Origin of the sequence: Pseudomonas sp. 2725 (assembly GCF_050434585.1) — a bacterium.
GTDB classification, from domain to species: domain Bacteria; phylum Pseudomonadota; class Gammaproteobacteria; order Pseudomonadales; family Pseudomonadaceae; genus Aquipseudomonas; species Aquipseudomonas jessenii.
The window spans coordinates 648,844-663,494 of record NZ_JBNDIV010000004.1 but is presented as its reverse complement, the minus strand read 5'-3'; the positions used below and the strand labels follow the sequence as shown (position 1 = coordinate 663,494).

Annotated in this window: 14 protein-coding genes; all 14 read left to right on the top strand. The window is 60.8% G+C overall.

The window, feature by feature from the left end; genetic code table 11:
• The first annotated feature begins 4 nt into the window (after positions 1 to 4).
• A complete protein-coding gene (locus ABIE16_RS14490; RefSeq protein WP_056721566.1) occupies positions 5 to 301 on the top strand; it encodes a hypothetical protein in 297 nt (98 codons plus the stop codon).
• Positions 302 to 472: 171 nt separating this feature from the next.
• Complete coding sequence (locus ABIE16_RS14485; RefSeq protein ID WP_046037712.1) at positions 473 to 1,948, top strand: sigma-54 dependent transcriptional regulator; 1,476 nt, start codon at positions 473 to 475, stop codon at positions 1,946 to 1,948.
• Between the two features lie 128 nt (positions 1,949 to 2,076).
• On the top strand, positions 2,077 to 3,270 hold the full coding sequence (locus ABIE16_RS14480) for a sensor histidine kinase (protein WP_218497249.1): 1,194 nt from the start codon (positions 2,077 to 2,079) through the stop codon (positions 3,268 to 3,270).
• 5 nt (positions 3,271 to 3,275) lie between these two features.
• A complete protein-coding gene (locus ABIE16_RS14475; protein WP_429521408.1) occupies positions 3,276 to 4,661 on the top strand; it encodes a sigma-54-dependent transcriptional regulator in 1,386 nt (461 codons plus the stop codon).
• Between the two features lie 234 nt (positions 4,662 to 4,895).
• The gene (gene fliE, locus ABIE16_RS14470; protein WP_057715889.1) at positions 4,896 to 5,222 is read left to right on the top strand and encodes a flagellar hook-basal body complex protein FliE; all 327 of its coding nucleotides are present in this window, start codon (positions 4,896 to 4,898) and stop codon (positions 5,220 to 5,222) included.
• A gap of 16 nt (positions 5,223 to 5,238) precedes the next feature.
• Positions 5,239 to 7,026, top strand: a complete 1,788-nt coding sequence (fliF, locus tag ABIE16_RS14465) for a flagellar basal-body MS-ring/collar protein FliF (protein WP_429521407.1) — start codon at positions 5,239 to 5,241, stop codon at positions 7,024 to 7,026.
• Positions 7,019 to 8,038 (top strand): flagellar motor switch protein FliG, encoded by a 1,020-nt coding sequence (fliG, locus tag ABIE16_RS14460; RefSeq protein WP_007983391.1) that lies wholly within the window; start codon positions 7,019 to 7,021, stop codon positions 8,036 to 8,038. The genes fliF and fliG overlap by 8 nt, the downstream gene beginning before the upstream one ends.
• A 4-nt stretch (positions 8,039 to 8,042) precedes the next feature.
• Complete coding sequence (gene fliH / locus ABIE16_RS14455) at positions 8,043 to 8,840, top strand: flagellar assembly protein FliH (protein ID WP_340315034.1); 798 nt, start codon at positions 8,043 to 8,045, stop codon at positions 8,838 to 8,840.
• Positions 8,830 to 10,188 carry a flagellar protein export ATPase FliI gene (fliI, locus tag ABIE16_RS14450; RefSeq protein WP_057715886.1) on the top strand — a complete coding sequence of 453 codons (1,359 nt, stop codon included), beginning with the start codon at positions 8,830 to 8,832 and terminating at the stop codon, positions 10,186 to 10,188. The genes fliH and fliI overlap by 11 nt, the downstream gene beginning before the upstream one ends.
• Positions 10,189 to 10,194: 6 nt before the next feature.
• Positions 10,195 to 10,644 carry a flagellar export protein FliJ gene (gene fliJ / locus ABIE16_RS14445; protein ID WP_090453830.1) on the top strand — a complete coding sequence of 150 codons (450 nt, stop codon included), beginning with the start codon at positions 10,195 to 10,197 and terminating at the stop codon, positions 10,642 to 10,644.
• A 157-nt stretch (positions 10,645 to 10,801) separates the two neighbouring features.
• Positions 10,802 to 11,101, top strand: a complete 300-nt coding sequence (locus ABIE16_RS14440) for an STAS domain-containing protein (RefSeq protein WP_150813419.1) — start codon at positions 10,802 to 10,804, stop codon at positions 11,099 to 11,101.
• Positions 11,102 to 11,106: 5 nt separating this feature from the next.
• Positions 11,107 to 12,813 carry an ATP-binding SpoIIE family protein phosphatase gene (locus ABIE16_RS14435; protein ID WP_407515198.1) on the top strand — a complete coding sequence of 569 codons (1,707 nt, stop codon included), beginning with the start codon at positions 11,107 to 11,109 and terminating at the stop codon, positions 12,811 to 12,813.
• A 30-nt stretch (positions 12,814 to 12,843) separates the two neighbouring features.
• Positions 12,844 to 13,194 carry an Hpt domain-containing protein gene (locus ABIE16_RS14430; protein WP_057715882.1) on the top strand — a complete coding sequence of 117 codons (351 nt, stop codon included), beginning with the start codon at positions 12,844 to 12,846 and terminating at the stop codon, positions 13,192 to 13,194.
• Positions 13,195 to 13,294: 100 nt separating this feature from the next.
• Positions 13,295 to 14,641, top strand: coding sequence for a flagellar hook-length control protein FliK (locus ABIE16_RS14425; protein ID WP_429521406.1), 1,347 nt, complete (start codon positions 13,295 to 13,297; stop codon positions 14,639 to 14,641).
• The last annotated feature ends 10 nt before the right edge of the window (positions 14,642 to 14,651 follow it).

The following is a 14,651-nucleotide window of genomic DNA, read 5'->3' as shown; positions in this document are numbered from 1 at the left end:
CGCCATGAGTCTTGTATTGCAGCGGATAGAGCAAACTCGTGAAGCGCTGGTCGGTGCTTTGGCCGAGCGTGACTGGGAGGCCATCGGTCAATTGGACCTGGATTGCCGTTCCTGCATGGAAGATGTCATGAGCGAGGCTTCGCTGGATGAAGAGGTTTTGCGCAGCAATCTTGAGGAGCTGCTGTATGTCTACAAGCAGCTGCTTGAGGTCGCGATGGGTGAAAGGCAGGCGATAGTCGATGAAATGTCTCAGATCCAGCAAGCGCGGAACGCGGCAAAGGTTTACCATCTGTTTGGATAATAAAACCCGGTTAATCCAAACAAGTGCGCCATAAATTTGACTGTGCACGGATTTTTGACTTAACTAGTGGCTGGTTCCAGATTTCAGTCGTCTTCAGGCATACAAGGCCTGCAAGCGTTTAGCTTGCCCCAGCATTTTGGGCATTGAGTTGACTAGGGAAGTTGCTATTGCATGTGGCGTGAAACCAAAATTCTGCTGATTGATGACGATAGCGTCCGCCGCCGCGACCTGGCGGTGATTTTGAATTTTCTCGGCGAAGAAAATTTACCCTGCGGTAGCCATGACTGGCAGCAGGCTGTCGGCTCTTTGTCGTCAAGTCGTGAAGTGATCTGTGTCCTCATCGGGACGGTCAATGCTCCTGGTGCACTTCTGGGCTTGCTTAAGACACTCTCGACATGGGATGAGTTCCTTCCGGTTTTGTTAATGGGCGATAATTCTTCCATTGACTTGCCGGAAGACCAGCGTCGGCGAGTGCTTTCGACCCTCGAAATGCCGCCCAGCTACAGCAAATTGCTCGATTCGCTGCACCGTGCCCAGGTCTATCGCGAGATGTACGACCAGGCCCGCGAGCGCGGTCGTCATCGCGAGCCCAATCTTTTCCGCAGCCTTGTCGGCACCAGCCGGGCGATTCAACACGTCCGCCAGATGATGCAGCAGGTCGCCGACACCGATGCCAGCGTGCTGATCCTCGGTGAGTCCGGCACCGGCAAGGAAGTGGTTGCGCGCAACCTGCATTACCATTCCAAGCGCCGCGAAGCGCCGTTCGTGCCGGTCAACTGCGGGGCGATTCCGGCCGAGTTGCTGGAAAGCGAATTGTTCGGCCATGAGAAGGGCGCCTTCACCGGGGCGATCACCAGCCGCGCCGGTCGATTCGAGCTGGCCAACGGCGGCACCCTGTTCCTCGATGAAATCGGCGACATGCCGCTGCCGATGCAGGTCAAGTTGCTGCGCGTGTTGCAGGAGCGCACCTTCGAGCGCGTGGGCAGCAACAAGACCCAAAGCGTCGACGTGCGCATCATTGCGGCGACCCACAAGAATCTCGAAAGCATGATCGAGATCGGCACCTTCCGCGAAGATTTGTACTACCGCCTGAATGTGTTCCCGATCGAGATGGCGCCGCTGCGTGAGCGCGTCGAAGACATTCCCCTGCTGATGAACGAGCTGATCTCGCGCATGGAGCACGAGAAGCGCGGTTCGATCCGTTTCAACTCGGCGGCCATCATGTCGCTGTGTCGTCATGGCTGGCCGGGCAACGTCCGCGAATTGGCCAACCTGGTGGAGCGCATGGCGATCATGCACCCATACGGCGTGATCGGCGTGGTCGAGTTGCCGAAGAAATTCCGCTACGTCGACGATGAAGACGAGCAAATGGTCGACAGCCTGCGCAGCGATCTGGAAGAGCGCGTGGCTATCAACGGCCATACCCAGGACTTTACCGCCAATGCCATGTTGCCTCCGGAAGGTCTGGACCTGAAGGACTACCTCGGTGGTCTGGAGCAGGGGCTGATCCAGCAGGCGCTGGATGATGCCAACGGCATTGTGGCGCGCGCGGCCGAGCGCCTGCGTATTCGTCGCACCACGCTGGTGGAAAAGATGCGCAAGTACGGCATGAGCCGTCGTGATGGAGACGAGCAGGCGGATGATTGACGCCTGTTTTTCAACTCATTCATTTATAAGAAGTTTTTTTTAGGCACGGGTATTGCTACGTCCCTCGCAACGTTCCGTTTCACTGACGGTCAGCCAAGCGAGAGAGCACGATGCCCCAAGCCGCCCAGATGTCTCCTGTCCTTGATGCTTCGGGGCAACCGTCGTCCGTAGAGCTGGCGAGCCGGCTTGGCCTTGAGCAGGCATTTGCGCTGTTCAACCAGATGTCCAGTCAGTTGACCGATTCCTACAGCATGCTTGAAGCCCGGGTAACCGAGCTCAAGGGTGAATTGGCAGTGGTCAGTGCCCAGCGCATGCAGGAGCTGGCGGAAAAAGAACGCCTGGCCAATCGCCTGCAAAACCTCCTTGATCTCTTGCCCGGCGGAGTCATCGTCATTGACGCCCAGGGCATCGTGCGCGAAGCCAATCCGGCGGCGTGCGAGTTGCTGGGGTTGCCGCTGGAAGGTGAATTGTGGCGCCACGTCATTGCCCGCTGTTTTGCGCCGCGCGAAGACGATGGTCATGAAGTCTCCCTCAAGGATGGTCGTCGCCTGTCGATCGCCACGCGCTCGCTGGACGCCGAGCCTGGCCAGTTGGTGTTGCTCAACGACCTGACTGAAACCCGTCACCTGCAGGATCAACTGGCCCGTCATGAGCGGCTGTCGTCGTTGGGGCGCATGGTCGCTTCGTTGGCTCATCAGATACGCACGCCGTTGTCCGCCGCGTTGCTGTATGCCAGTCATTTGACCGAGCAAGAGCTGCCGGTCGCTACCCAGCAGCGCTTTGCCGGGCGCCTCAAGGAGCGCCTGCACGAGCTGGAGCACCAGGTGCGCGACATGCTGGTTTTCGCCCGGGGCGAGTTGCCGCTGACCGATCGCGTGACGCCCGCTCAGTTGATGCAATCGTTGCAAGCGGCGGCACTGACCCACGTACAGGATCTGCCGATCCGCTGGCAGTGCGACAGTCATTCGGGGGAGTTGCTGTGCAATCGCGACACCCTGGTCGGTGCGATCCTCAATCTGATCGAGAACGCCATTCAGTCCAGTGCCGGTCCATTGCGCCTCAAGATTCACCTCTATACCCGCGGCAATTACCTGCACCTGTGCGTCAGCGACAGTGGCTCCGGTATCGATGCCGCCGTTCTGGCGCGATTGGGCGAACCCTTTTTTACCACCAAGGCCACTGGCACAGGTCTTGGCCTGACCGTGGTCAAGGCAGTGGCGCGTGCTCATCAGGGACAATTGCAGTTGCGCTCGCGACTCGGTCGCGGCACTTGCGCGCAGGTTATTCTGCCGTTGTTCAGCAGCGCTCAAGGAGCGGAGTGACACAGATGGGTATCAAGGTTCTGCTGGTCGAGGACGACCGCGCGTTGCGCGAGGCGCTGGCCGATACGCTATTGCTCGCGGGGCACGATTACAAGGCGGTGGGTTCGGCAGAGGAGGCGTTGCTTGCCGTCGGCGGCGAGGCCTTCAGCCTGGTGATCAGCGACGTCAACATGCCGGGTATGGACGGCCACCAGTTGCTGGGCCTGTTGCGAGCGCGGCAGCCGCAATTGCCGGTGTTGCTGATGACGGCTCACGGCGCGGTCGAGCGTGCGGTCGATGCGATGCGCCAAGGTGCGGTGGACTATCTGGTCAAACCATTCGAGCCCAAGGCGTTGCTCGATCTGGTGGGGCGTCATGCCCTGGGCAGTCTCGGTCTGGCTGAGGGTGAAGGGCCGATAGCATTCGAGCCGGCGAGCGCGCAGTTGCTCGAATTGGCAGCGCGGGTCGCACGCAGCGATTCCACGGTGTTGATCTCGGGTGAGTCGGGCACGGGCAAGGAAGTGCTGGCGCGCTACATCCATCAGCATTCTCATCGCGCCAATCAGCCATTCATTGCGATCAACTGTGCGGCGATCCCGGACAACATGCTCGAAGCGACCTTGTTCGGGCACGAGAAGGGCTCCTTCACCGGTGCCATTGCCGCGCAAGCCGGCAAGTTCGAGCAGGCTGACGGCGGCACCATTCTGCTCGACGAAATTTCCGAAATGCCCCTGGGGCTCCAGGCCAAATTGCTGCGCGTACTGCAAGAACGTGAGGTCGAAAGGGTTGGGGCGCGCAAGCCGATCACGCTGGACATTCGCGTGGTTGCCACCACCAATCGCGACCTGGCGGGTGAAGTGGCGGCGGGGCGCTTCCGTGAAGATCTTTACTATCGCCTGTCGGTGTTTCCCCTGGCCTGGCGTCCGTTGCGCGAGCGTACCGCCGACATCCTGCCGCTGGCCGAGCGTCTGCTGGCCAGGCACGTCAATAAAATGAAGCATTCACCGGCCAGATTGTCCCCCGAGGCCCAGGCGTGTCTGATCGCTTATCCGTGGCCGGGTAACGTGCGTGAGCTGGACAACGCGATTCAGCGAGCGTTGATTCTGCAGCAGGGTGGCTTGATCCAGCCGCAGGATTTCTGCCTGGCCGGGCCGGTGGCTTGCGCTCCATTGCCTGCGTTGGCGCAGGCGCCGGTGCGTCCAGTGGAAGTCGAGGCCGAGTCGGCCGGTGCGCTGGGCGATGATCTGCGTCGCCGAGAATTCCAGATGATCATCGATACCCTGCGCGCCGAGCGCGGTCGTCGCAAAGAGGCGGCCGAGCGCCTGGGTATCAGCCCGCGGACCCTGCGCTACAAGCTGGCGCAAATGCGCGATGCCGGTATGGATGTGGAAGCCTATCTGTTCGCCACCTGATCCTGTTCCTGTAGGAGCGAGCTCTGCTCGCGATGGTCGTTAACGATAATGCGGGGCGTCAGGATAAACGCGGCGTTCTTCAGTTCATCGCGAGCAAGCTCGCTCCTACAGCGGCTAGCGGCGATGAGAAGGGCTTTTGTGAAACAAGGCCATGGAGCTGGCACCCTTGTTGCTAACACCTCATGACCCGCCGAGTGAGTGTCAAAAAATTGCGGGTCGTCAAAGAGAGAAACCATGAGCCAAGGTATTGAATTCAATCGGTTGATGCTGGATATGCGCGCCATGCAAATGGATGCCATGTCTGCGCCGAAATCGACTGCCGTTCCTGAAGTGTCGGGCAGCAGCTTTTCCGACATGCTCGGTCAGGCCGTCAATAAAGTGAACGACACCCAACAGGCTTCCACGCAGTTGGCCAGTGCGTTCGAAATCGGCAAAAGCGGCGTCGATCTTACAGACGTGATGATCTCATCGCAGAAAGCCAGCGTGTCCTTCCAGGCATTGACCCAGGTGCGCAACAAACTGGTTCAGGCCTACCAAGACATCATGCAGATGCCGGTTTAAAGGACGAGATTGAGTCATGGCAGAAGCAGTCGCCGATAACGTTCCGGCCAAGGCCACTCCAATAGACGGCAAACCGCCGCTGTTCGGGTTGTCCTTCCTGGAAAACCTCTCCGAGATGACCATGTTGCGTCAGGTGGGCCTGTTGGTCGGCCTGGCGGCGAGCGTGGCGATTGGTTTTGCCGTGGTGTTGTGGTCCCAGCAACCGGACTACCGGCCTCTGTACGGCAGCCTTGCCGGCATGGACGCCAAGCAGGTCATGGATACCCTGGCCTCCGCCGATATCCCGTACACCGTCGAACCCAATTCCGGTGCCTTGCTGGTCAAGGCCGATGACCTGTCCCGAGCGCGGCTCAAGCTCGCGGCCGCTGGTGTCACTCCCAGCGACGGCAACATCGGTTTTGAAATCCTCGACAAGGAGCAGGGGCTTGGCACCAGCCAGTTCATGGAAGCGACCCGCTACCGTCGCGGCCTCGAAGGCGAACTGGCCCGCACCATTTCCAGCCTGAACAACGTCAAGGGCGCCCGCGTACACCTGGCGATCCCGAAAAGTTCGGTGTTCGTGCGCGACGAGCGCAAGCCGAGCGCTTCGGTTCTGGTTGAACTCTATTCCGGTCGCTCCCTCGAGCCAGGCCAGGTCGTTGCCATCATCAATCTGGTAGCGACCAGCGTTCCCGAACTCAGCAAATCGCAGATCACCGTGGTCGACCAGAAGGGCAACCTGCTCTCCGATCAGGCGGAAAACTCCGAACTGACCATGGCTGGCAAGCAGTTCGACTACAGTCGTCGCATGGAAAGCATGCTCACTCAGCGCGTGCACAACATCCTGCAGCCGGTGCTGGGCAACGACCGTTACAAGGCCGAAGTCTCGGCCGACGTGGATTTCAGTGCGGTCGAATCGACTTCCGAGCAATTCAACCCGGATCAACCGGCGTTGCGCAGCGAGCAGTCGGTCAACGAACAACGTACCGCCAGCAATGGCCCGCAAGGCGTGCCGGGTGCCTTGAGCAACCAGCCTCCAGCGCCGGCCTCCGCGCCGCAAACCACCGGCGGCCCTCCGGGGGCAGCCGGCATGGTGCAGCCGGGCCAACCGCTGGTTGATGCCAATGGCCAGCAAATCATGGACCCGGCCACCGGTCAGCCGATGCTCGCTCCGTACCCGGCGGACAAGCGTCAACAATCGACCAAGAACTTCGAACTCGACCGATCCATCAGCCACACCAAGCAGCAGCAGGGCCGGTTGAATCGCCTGTCGGTGTCGGTGGTGGTCGATGATCAGGTCAAGATCAATCCGGCCAACGGCGAAACCACCCGTGCGCCATGGAGCGCCGATGAATTGGCGCGCTTCACTCGCCTGGTTCAGGACGCAGTCGGCTTCGATGCCAGCCGTGGTGACAGCGTCAGCGTGATCAACATGCCGTTCTCCGCCGAGCGCGGTGAAGCGATTGCCGAAATTCCGTTCTACTCCCAGCCGTGGTTCTGGGACATCGTCAAGCAAGTGCTGGGTGTGCTGTTCATTCTGGTGCTGGTATTCGGTGTGCTGCGTCCGGTGCTCAACAATATTACCGGTGGTGGCAAGGGCAAGCAGTTGGCCGGTATCGGCAGCGACGTCGAGTTGGGTGGCATGGGCGGTCTGGATGGCGAACTGGCCAACGACCGTGTCAGCCTCGGTGGCCCGACCAGCATCCTGTTGCCGAGCCCGAGCGAAGGCTATGACGCTCAGTTGAACGCAATCAAGAGTCTGGTGGCAGAAGACCCGGGTCGTGTGGCCCAGGTCGTGAAAGAGTGGATTAACGCAGATGAGTGATAACCGAGCCGTTGCCGCCAAACTGTCCAAGGTCGACAAAGCCGCAATCCTGTTGCTGTCCCTGGGGTCCACCGACGCTGCCCAGGTGCTGCGTCACATGGGCCCCAAAGAGGTTCAGCGCGTGGGTGTGGCCATGGCCCAGATGGGTAATGTGCACCGCGAGCAGGTCGAACAGGTGATGAGCGAGTTCGTCGATATCGTCGGCGACCAGACCAGCCTGGGCGTCGGCTCCGACGACTATGTGCGCAAGATGCTCACCCAGGCTCTTGGCGAAGACAAGGCCAACGGCCTGATCGACCGCATCCTGCTCGGTGGCAACACCAGCGGCCTCGACAGCCTGAAGTGGATGGAGCCGCGCGCCGTCGCCGACGTGATCCGTTATGAACACCCGCAGATCCAGGCGATCGTGGTGGCGTATCTCGATCCGGACCAGGCCGGTGAAGTGCTCGGCAACTTCGACCACAAGGTGCGGCTCGACATCATCCTGCGGGTCTCTTCGCTGAACACCGTACAGCCAGCGGCCCTGAAAGAGCTCAACCAGATTCTCGAGAAGCAGTTCTCCGGCAACTCGAATGCCTCGCGCACCACCCTGGGTGGCATCAAACGCGCGGCGGACATCATGAACTTCCTCGACAGCTCGATCGAAGGCCAGCTCATGGACTCGATCCGCGAAGTCGACGAAGACCTGTCCGGTCAGATCGAAGACCTCATGTTCGTGTTCAACAACCTGGCCGATGTCGACGACCGCGGGATTCAGGCGCTGCTGCGCGAGGTGTCCTCCGATGTGCTGGTGCTGGCCCTCAAGGGGTCGGACGAAGGCGTCAAGGAGAAGATCTTCAAGAACATGTCCAAGCGTGCCGCCGAACTGTTGCGCGACGACCTGGAAGCCAAGGGCCCGGTGCGCGTCAGCGACGTGGAAACCGCGCAGAAGGAAATCCTCACCATCGCCCGCCGTATGGCCGAAGCCGGGGAAATCGTTCTCGGCGGCAAGGGCGGCGAGGAAATGATCTAACACCATGGTCAAGAATGATGATGCACCCACTGACCTGATCCGGGCCAGGGATGTCAGTGGTTTCGATACCTGGGCACTGCCCAGTTTCGACCCGCCGGAACCCGAGCCGGAACCTGAGCCTGAACCCGAACCGCCGGAAATGGAGGAAGTGCCGCTGGAGGAAGTCCAGCCACTGACCCTTGAAGAGCTCGAAAGCATTCGCCAGGAAGCCTATAACGAAGGCTTCGCGGTGGGTGAGAAGGAAGGTTTCCACAGCACCACGCTCAAGGTCCGTCAGGAAGCCGAGGTGGCCCTGACCGCCAAGATTGCGGCGTTGGAGCAACTGATGACGCACCTGTTCGAGCCCATTGCCGAACAGGACACCGAGATTGAAAAGTCCCTGGTCGACCTCGTGCAGCACATCACCAGACAGGTGATTCAGCGCGAACTGGCCATCGACTCGACGCAGATCGAACACGTCATGCGCGAGGCGCTCAAGCTCTTGCCGCTGGGCGTGGGCAATGTGCGGCTGTACATCAATCCGCAGGATTTCGAACAGGTCAAAGCCCTGCGCGAACGTCATGAAGAAACCTGGCGCATCGTCGAGGACGAAGCGTTGTTGCCTGGCGGTTGCCGGGTCGAGACAGAACACAGCCGCATCGACGCCACGGTCGAAACCCGTGTCGCGCGGGTGATGGACAAGCTGTTCGATCAGTTGCACGAGCAGGCCTTGCACCCGGCCGCGCCGGACCTGAGCCTGGAACTGCCGATCGAAAGTAAGCCTGTGGTCGCACCGGCTCAGGATGTTCCCGATGCGCCTTGAACGCACCAGTTTCGCCAAGCGCCTGGGCAGCTATGCCGAGGCCACGGGACTGGAGGGCGCACCGATCCTCGAAGGCCGCTTGCTGCGCATGGTCGGCCTGACCCTTGAAGCCGAAGGTCTGCGCGCCGCTATGGGCAGCCGCTGCATGGTCATCAACGACGACAGCTATCACCCGATGCAGGTCGAAGCCGAGGTGATGGGCTTCTCCGGCAGTAAAGTCTTCCTGATGCCAGTCGGCAGTGTCGCCGGCATCGCGCCCGGTGCCCGAGTGGTGCCCTTGGCCGATACCGGTCGCCTGCCCATGGGCATGAGCATGCTCGGGCGGGTGCTGGATGGCGCCGGTCGTGCGCTGGACGGCAAGGGCGGGATGAAGGCCGAAGACTGGGTGCCAATGGACGGCCCGACCATCAACCCGCTCAAGCGCGAACCGATCAGCGAACCGCTGGACGTGGGCATCCGTTGCATCAATGGCATGTTGACGGTCGGCCGCGGCCAGCGGCTCGGCCTGTTCGCCGGTACCGGTGTCGGTAAGTCCGTGTTGTTGGGGATGATGACGCGCTTTACCGAGGCCGACATTATCGTCGTCGGGCTGATCGGTGAGCGGGGACGTGAAGTTAAAGAATTCATCGAGCACATCCTCGGTGAAGAAGGGCTCAAACGTTCGGTAGTGGTGGCGTCCCCGGCGGACGATGCGCCGCTGATGCGACTGCGCGCCGCCATGTACTGCACGCGCATCGCCGAATATTTCCGCGACAAGGGCAAGAACGTCCTGTTGCTGATGGATTCGCTGACCCGTTTCGCCCAGGCCCAGCGGGAAATCGCCTTGGCCATCGGCGAGCCGCCGGCGACCAAAGGTTATCCGCCGTCGGTATTCGCCAAGCTGCCGAAACTGGTGGAGCGGGCCGGTAATGCCGAGAAGGGTGGTGGTTCGATCACCGCGTTCTACACCGTGCTGTCCGAAGGCGATGACCAGCAGGACCCGATTGCCGACTCGGCGCGGGGCGTGCTCGACGGGCACATCGTGCTGTCCCGGCGACTGGCCGAGGAAGGGCATTACCCGGCCATTGATATCGAGGCATCCATCAGCCGGGTGATGCCGGCGGTGGTGTCGCCGGAGCACATGATGCGAGCGCAGTATTTCAAGCAATTGTGGTCGCGCTATCAGCAGAGTCGCGACCTGATCAGCGTCGGCGCCTACGTCGCTGGCGGCGACCGCGAGACCGACCTGGCGATTTCCTTGCAACCGCAGCTGGTCAAATACCTGCGGCAGGGGCTCAACGACAGCATCAGCCTGGGCGAAAGCGAAGCTTACCTCGCGTCGATCTTCGCGCCCGCGGCGGGCGGCTAACCGGCCATGGCCCAGACTCGGGCAGGGCGCCTGGCCCCCGTGGTGGAAATGGCCGAAAAGGCCGAGAAAACCGCAGTCCAGCGCCTGGGGCACTTTCAGGGGCAAGTGCGTTTGGCCGAAAGCAAACTCGCCGACCTCGAAGCCTTCCGTCTCGACTATCAGGAACAATGGATCGTGCGCGGCAGCGGCGGCGTCTCGGGCCAATGGTTGCTGGGCTATCAGGGCTTTCTCGCGCAACTGGGCACGGCCATCGACCAGCAGCGGCAAAGCCTGGCCTGGCATCAGAACAACCTCAACAAAGCCCGGGAAACCTGGCAGCAGGCGTTTGCCCGGGTCGAAGGCTTGCGCAAGCTGGTTCAGCGCTATGCCGATGAGGCGCGGGCGCTTGAAGACCGGCGCGAACAGAAACTGTTGGATGAATTGTCCCAGCGCCTGCCACGGCAGGATCACCTGTAGGAGCGAACTCGCTCGCGATGAACCTGTGAGCGCACGGGGATGTCAGGTTTACAGCGATAACGATCCGACAGTCACCACAACCTACCGCCTTGCTCCAACCTCTACCAAATGCTAAACCTTGTGCAAGCGGGTTTACCAATGACAAGGAAGCCATGAAATGTCAGTCGTTACAGAAGTCTCTCCGGATGGGCAAAAACTGACGATATCGGTCAAGGGACGATTCGATTTCGCCAAGCATCAGGAATTTCGTCAGTCCTACGAAAATAAAGAGATATCGGCGGTTGTGGTCGACCTGAAAGACGCCACTTACCTCGATAGCTCGGCGCTGGGCATGCTGCTTTTGCTGCGTGATCACGCCGGTGGCGACGAATCCGATATCCGCGTCGTCAACAGCAGTACCGACGTGCGCAAGATCCTCGCCATCTCCAACTTCGACAAGCTGTTCGACATCAGTTGATTGCCATGCAGCCACTGGAGCCGCTGACGATCCTGATCGCCGAGGATAGCGCCGCCGATCGCCTGCTGTTGTCGAGCATTCTGCGCCGCCAGGGGCACGAAGTGCTGACGGCGGCCAACGGTGCCGAAGCGGTCGAGGTGTTTCGCCAGCAATCACCGCACCTGGTGTTGATGGATGCGCTGATGCCGGTGATGGACGGTTTCGAGGCGGCCCGGCAGATCAAGGCTCTGGCCGGGGAAACCCTGGTGCCGATTATCTTCCTCACGTCGTTGTCCGAAAGCGAAGCCCTGGCCCGTTGCCTGGAAGTCGGCGGTGACGACTTTCTGGCCAAGCCCTACAACCAGGTGATTCTCGCTGCCAAGATCAAGGCGATGGATCGCTTGCGGCGCTTGCAGGACACCGTGCTGCAACAGCGTGACCAGATCGCCCGGCACCACGACTACCTGCTCAACGAGCAGCGTGTGGCCAAGGCCGTTTTCGACAAGGTGGCGCACTCCGGCTGCCTGAATGCCGCTCCGAATATCCGTTATCTGCAATCGCCCTATGCGCTGTTCAACGGCGACCTGTTGCTGGCCGCGTTCACCCCGGCCGGAGACATGCACGTGCTGCTGGGCGATTTCACCGGCCACGGTTTGCCAGCGGCAGTGGGTGCGATGCCCTTGGCCGAAGTCTTCTATGGCATGACCGCCAAGGGCTATGGCCTGGCGGAAACCCTGCGCGAGATGAATGCCAAGCTCAAGCGCATCCTGCCGGTGGACATGTTCTGCTGTGCCACGTTGCTGTGCCTGAGTTTTCAGCGTCGTTCGGTGGAAGTCTGGAATGGCGGCATGCCGGACGGTTACCTGCATCGCGTTGCCAGTGGCGAGCGAACGCCTCTGCCGGCGCGGAACCTGCCTTTGGGTGTGCTGAGCCCGGAATCCTTCGATGAGCGTACCGACGTGTATCCCATGGCCCTCGGGGATCGAGTGTTTCTGCTGTCCGATGGGGTGATCGATACCTGCGACGCCAATGATCAACTGTTTGGCGCGCAGCGATTGCAGCAAGTGTTTGCCGCCAATCGGCATCCGAATGCGCTGTTCGAAGAGATCGAGCAGGCGCTGCGTCATTTCGGCGGTGAAGCGCGTGACGATGTCAGTATGGTCGAAGTCAGCCTGCTGGAGTCGACGCAAATCACTCCGCCGGCGTTGGTCTACTCCGACAGCGGCCAGTCCTGCCCGCTGGACTGGTCGGTAAGTTTCGAGTTTCGCGCCGCCACGCTCAAGCGCTTCAATCCGTTACCCTATCTGTTGCAGTTGTTGCTTGAGGTCCATGGTCTTCGGGCTCAGAGCGGTGCGCTCTACAGCGTGCTGGCGGAGCTCTACTCCAATGCGCTGGAGCATGGCGTGCTGGGGCTGGATTCGAGTCTCAAGCGCGATGCCTCGGGTTTTGCGCGATATTATCAAGAGCGCAATACCCGGCTGGACGAGCTGCTGGATGGTTATGTACGGTTGCATTTGCAGGTGACGCCAACGGACGATGGCGGTTGCCTGACCATTCACATCGAAGACAGCGGCAAGGGTTTCGATGTCGAGCGGGTGATCGCAAGACCTTTGGAAGACGTCCGCCTGTCGGGGCGTGGGGTCAGTCTGATCCGCCAGTTGGGGCGTAATGCCCGCTGGACCGACAATGGTCGAAGTGCACGCGTGGAGTTTATCTGGGAGGCTCTGGCATAATCCGCGCATTCTTGATCAAGGAGTGAGCAAGTGGACGACACACATGTGGATCGCGACGTGCTGAGCGCATTGCAGGAAGTGATGGAAGAGGGCTATCCGGATCTGCTGGTTGTCTTTCTTGCAGACTCCGAAGAGCGCCTGAAAGTCTTGAGAACAGCTGACAGTGCCGCACGGCTCGTTGAAACCGCCCATAGCTTCAAGGGCAGCAGCAGCAATATGGGCGCCTTCCGGCTGACAGAGCTCTGCCGTCAACTTGAACAGCAGGCCAAAGATTTGCCATGGGCCGCCGTTCAGGAGTTGGTCGGCGAAATCGACCGCGAATTTGCCGATATCCGGCCTCTGTACGAAGCTGAACGACAGCGTTGCCCGGCGAAAATCTGAGCACACGCTGCATTTGGTCCTCTTCGAGTGAAACTGGCTCGACCTTTGCAGTCAACTCATCCAACTGTACTTACGAGCCCCGTGCAGCGGAGACCGTTTCATGCCCGTTACCCCCGATATTCTGTTTCAGGCCTCCAGGCAGGCCAAGACTCAAGCTGGCTCCGCCAATCCTCCGGCGCAGACCTCTGAGCCCGGGGGCAAGGCCGCAAGCTTCGCTGATGTCTACGCCGATCAGGCGCAAGGCAAACCCACTGCGTTGGCGGATGCCTCGCTCAAGCCGGGTCGCGACAAAACCAGCGATGTTGCCGGAACCAAAGACGCAGGTGACGACAAGTCTGCCGCCGAGGAACCGGTGGTTGCCGATGGCGGCAAATCCTTGCCTGCCGAGAGTTCGGTGCAGGCTGGCGACAAGGTCGCTGGCGATGATGCGTCAGATGCCGACCCGGCTCCGGTCGTTGACGCCGCACTGCTGGATCCGGCGCTTGATCCTACATTGCAATCCATCGTATCGGCACCGGTAGCCCCCGCCGTGGTCGACACCGTGCAACCTGTCGTTGATGCGCCGGTTGCCGCTACGGCTACGGCTGTACTCGCTCCAGCGCTGGCCACTGCCGAGGGCGATTTCGATCCCTCGACCGATCCGCTCGACGCATTGCCGGCGGTGCGCCTGGCGATGGAGCAGGGCGGTCACGTATCGGCTTCCAGCCAGGCACAACCCAAGACTGCACCGACACAGGCGCAAGCCCAGGCTGACGCAGAGCTGACGCCAGAGCAAAATTTTGCCGCCGGCATGGCGACCCTGTTGGATGTTAAGGGTGACAAGAGCGACACCAGCCCGGGTGAAGACAAGGCTTTCAGCGGCTTGATCGATGACGGCCTGAAGGATCTCAAGTCCGCCAGCAGCGACACCCGTGTCGATGATTTCGCCAACCGTCTGGCAGCGCTGACCCAGGCAGCCACACCGAAGACAGCCAATGCCTTGCCGGTGAACCAGCCGATCGCCATGCACCAGAGCGGGTGGACCGAAGAGGTGGTGAACCGGGTCATGTACCTGTCCAGCGCCAATCTCAAGGCGGCGGACATCCAGTTGCAGCCCGCTGAGCTCGGGCGTCTGGACATTCGGGTGAACATGGTTCCCGATCAACAGACCCAGGTCACGTTCATGAGTGCGCATCCGGGCGTCCGTGAGGCGCTGGATGGGCAGGTCCATCGCTTGCGCGACATGTTCGCGCAGCAGGGCATGGGGCAGGTCGATGTCAACGTTTCGGACCAGTCCCGTGGTTCGCAGCAGGGGCAGGAACAAGCCCGGCAAGGTCAGAGCGGGCGGACCAGTGCCAGCGGCGGTCGCCTCGATTCAATGGATGATGACATCACCCCAGGCGTCGCTGAAGCGGCGGTCAATACCACCAGCGTGATCGGCTCCAGCGCGGTCGATTACTACGCCTGACCAAACGAAC

Bases quoted from the DNA above. Each gene is read 5' to 3' on its own strand.
- ABIE16_RS14490 (WP_056721566.1), top strand. From the start codon at position 5: ATGAGTCTTGTATTGCAGCGGATAGAGCAAACTCGTGAAGCGCTGGTC.
- ABIE16_RS14485 (WP_046037712.1), top strand. From the start codon at position 473: ATGTGGCGTGAAACCAAAATTCTGCTGATTGATGACGATAGCGTCCGC.
- ABIE16_RS14480 (WP_218497249.1), top strand. From the start codon at position 2,077: ATGTCTCCTGTCCTTGATGCTTCGGGGCAACCGTCGTCCGTAGAGCTG.
- ABIE16_RS14475 (WP_429521408.1), top strand. From the start codon at position 3,276: ATGGGTATCAAGGTTCTGCTGGTCGAGGACGACCGCGCGTTGCGCGAG.
- fliE (WP_057715889.1), top strand. From the start codon at position 4,896: ATGAGCCAAGGTATTGAATTCAATCGGTTGATGCTGGATATGCGCGCC.
- fliF (WP_429521407.1), top strand. From the start codon at position 5,239: ATGGCAGAAGCAGTCGCCGATAACGTTCCGGCCAAGGCCACTCCAATA.
- fliG (WP_007983391.1), top strand. From the start codon at position 7,019: ATGAGTGATAACCGAGCCGTTGCCGCCAAACTGTCCAAGGTCGACAAA.
- fliH (WP_340315034.1), top strand. From the start codon at position 8,043: ATGGTCAAGAATGATGATGCACCCACTGACCTGATCCGGGCCAGGGAT.
- fliI (WP_057715886.1), top strand. From the start codon at position 8,830: ATGCGCCTTGAACGCACCAGTTTCGCCAAGCGCCTGGGCAGCTATGCC.
- fliJ (WP_090453830.1), top strand. From the start codon at position 10,195: ATGGCCCAGACTCGGGCAGGGCGCCTGGCCCCCGTGGTGGAAATGGCC.
- ABIE16_RS14440 (WP_150813419.1), top strand. From the start codon at position 10,802: ATGTCAGTCGTTACAGAAGTCTCTCCGGATGGGCAAAAACTGACGATA.
- ABIE16_RS14435 (WP_407515198.1), top strand. From the start codon at position 11,107: ATGCAGCCACTGGAGCCGCTGACGATCCTGATCGCCGAGGATAGCGCC.
- ABIE16_RS14425 (WP_429521406.1), top strand. From the start codon at position 13,295: ATGCCCGTTACCCCCGATATTCTGTTTCAGGCCTCCAGGCAGGCCAAG.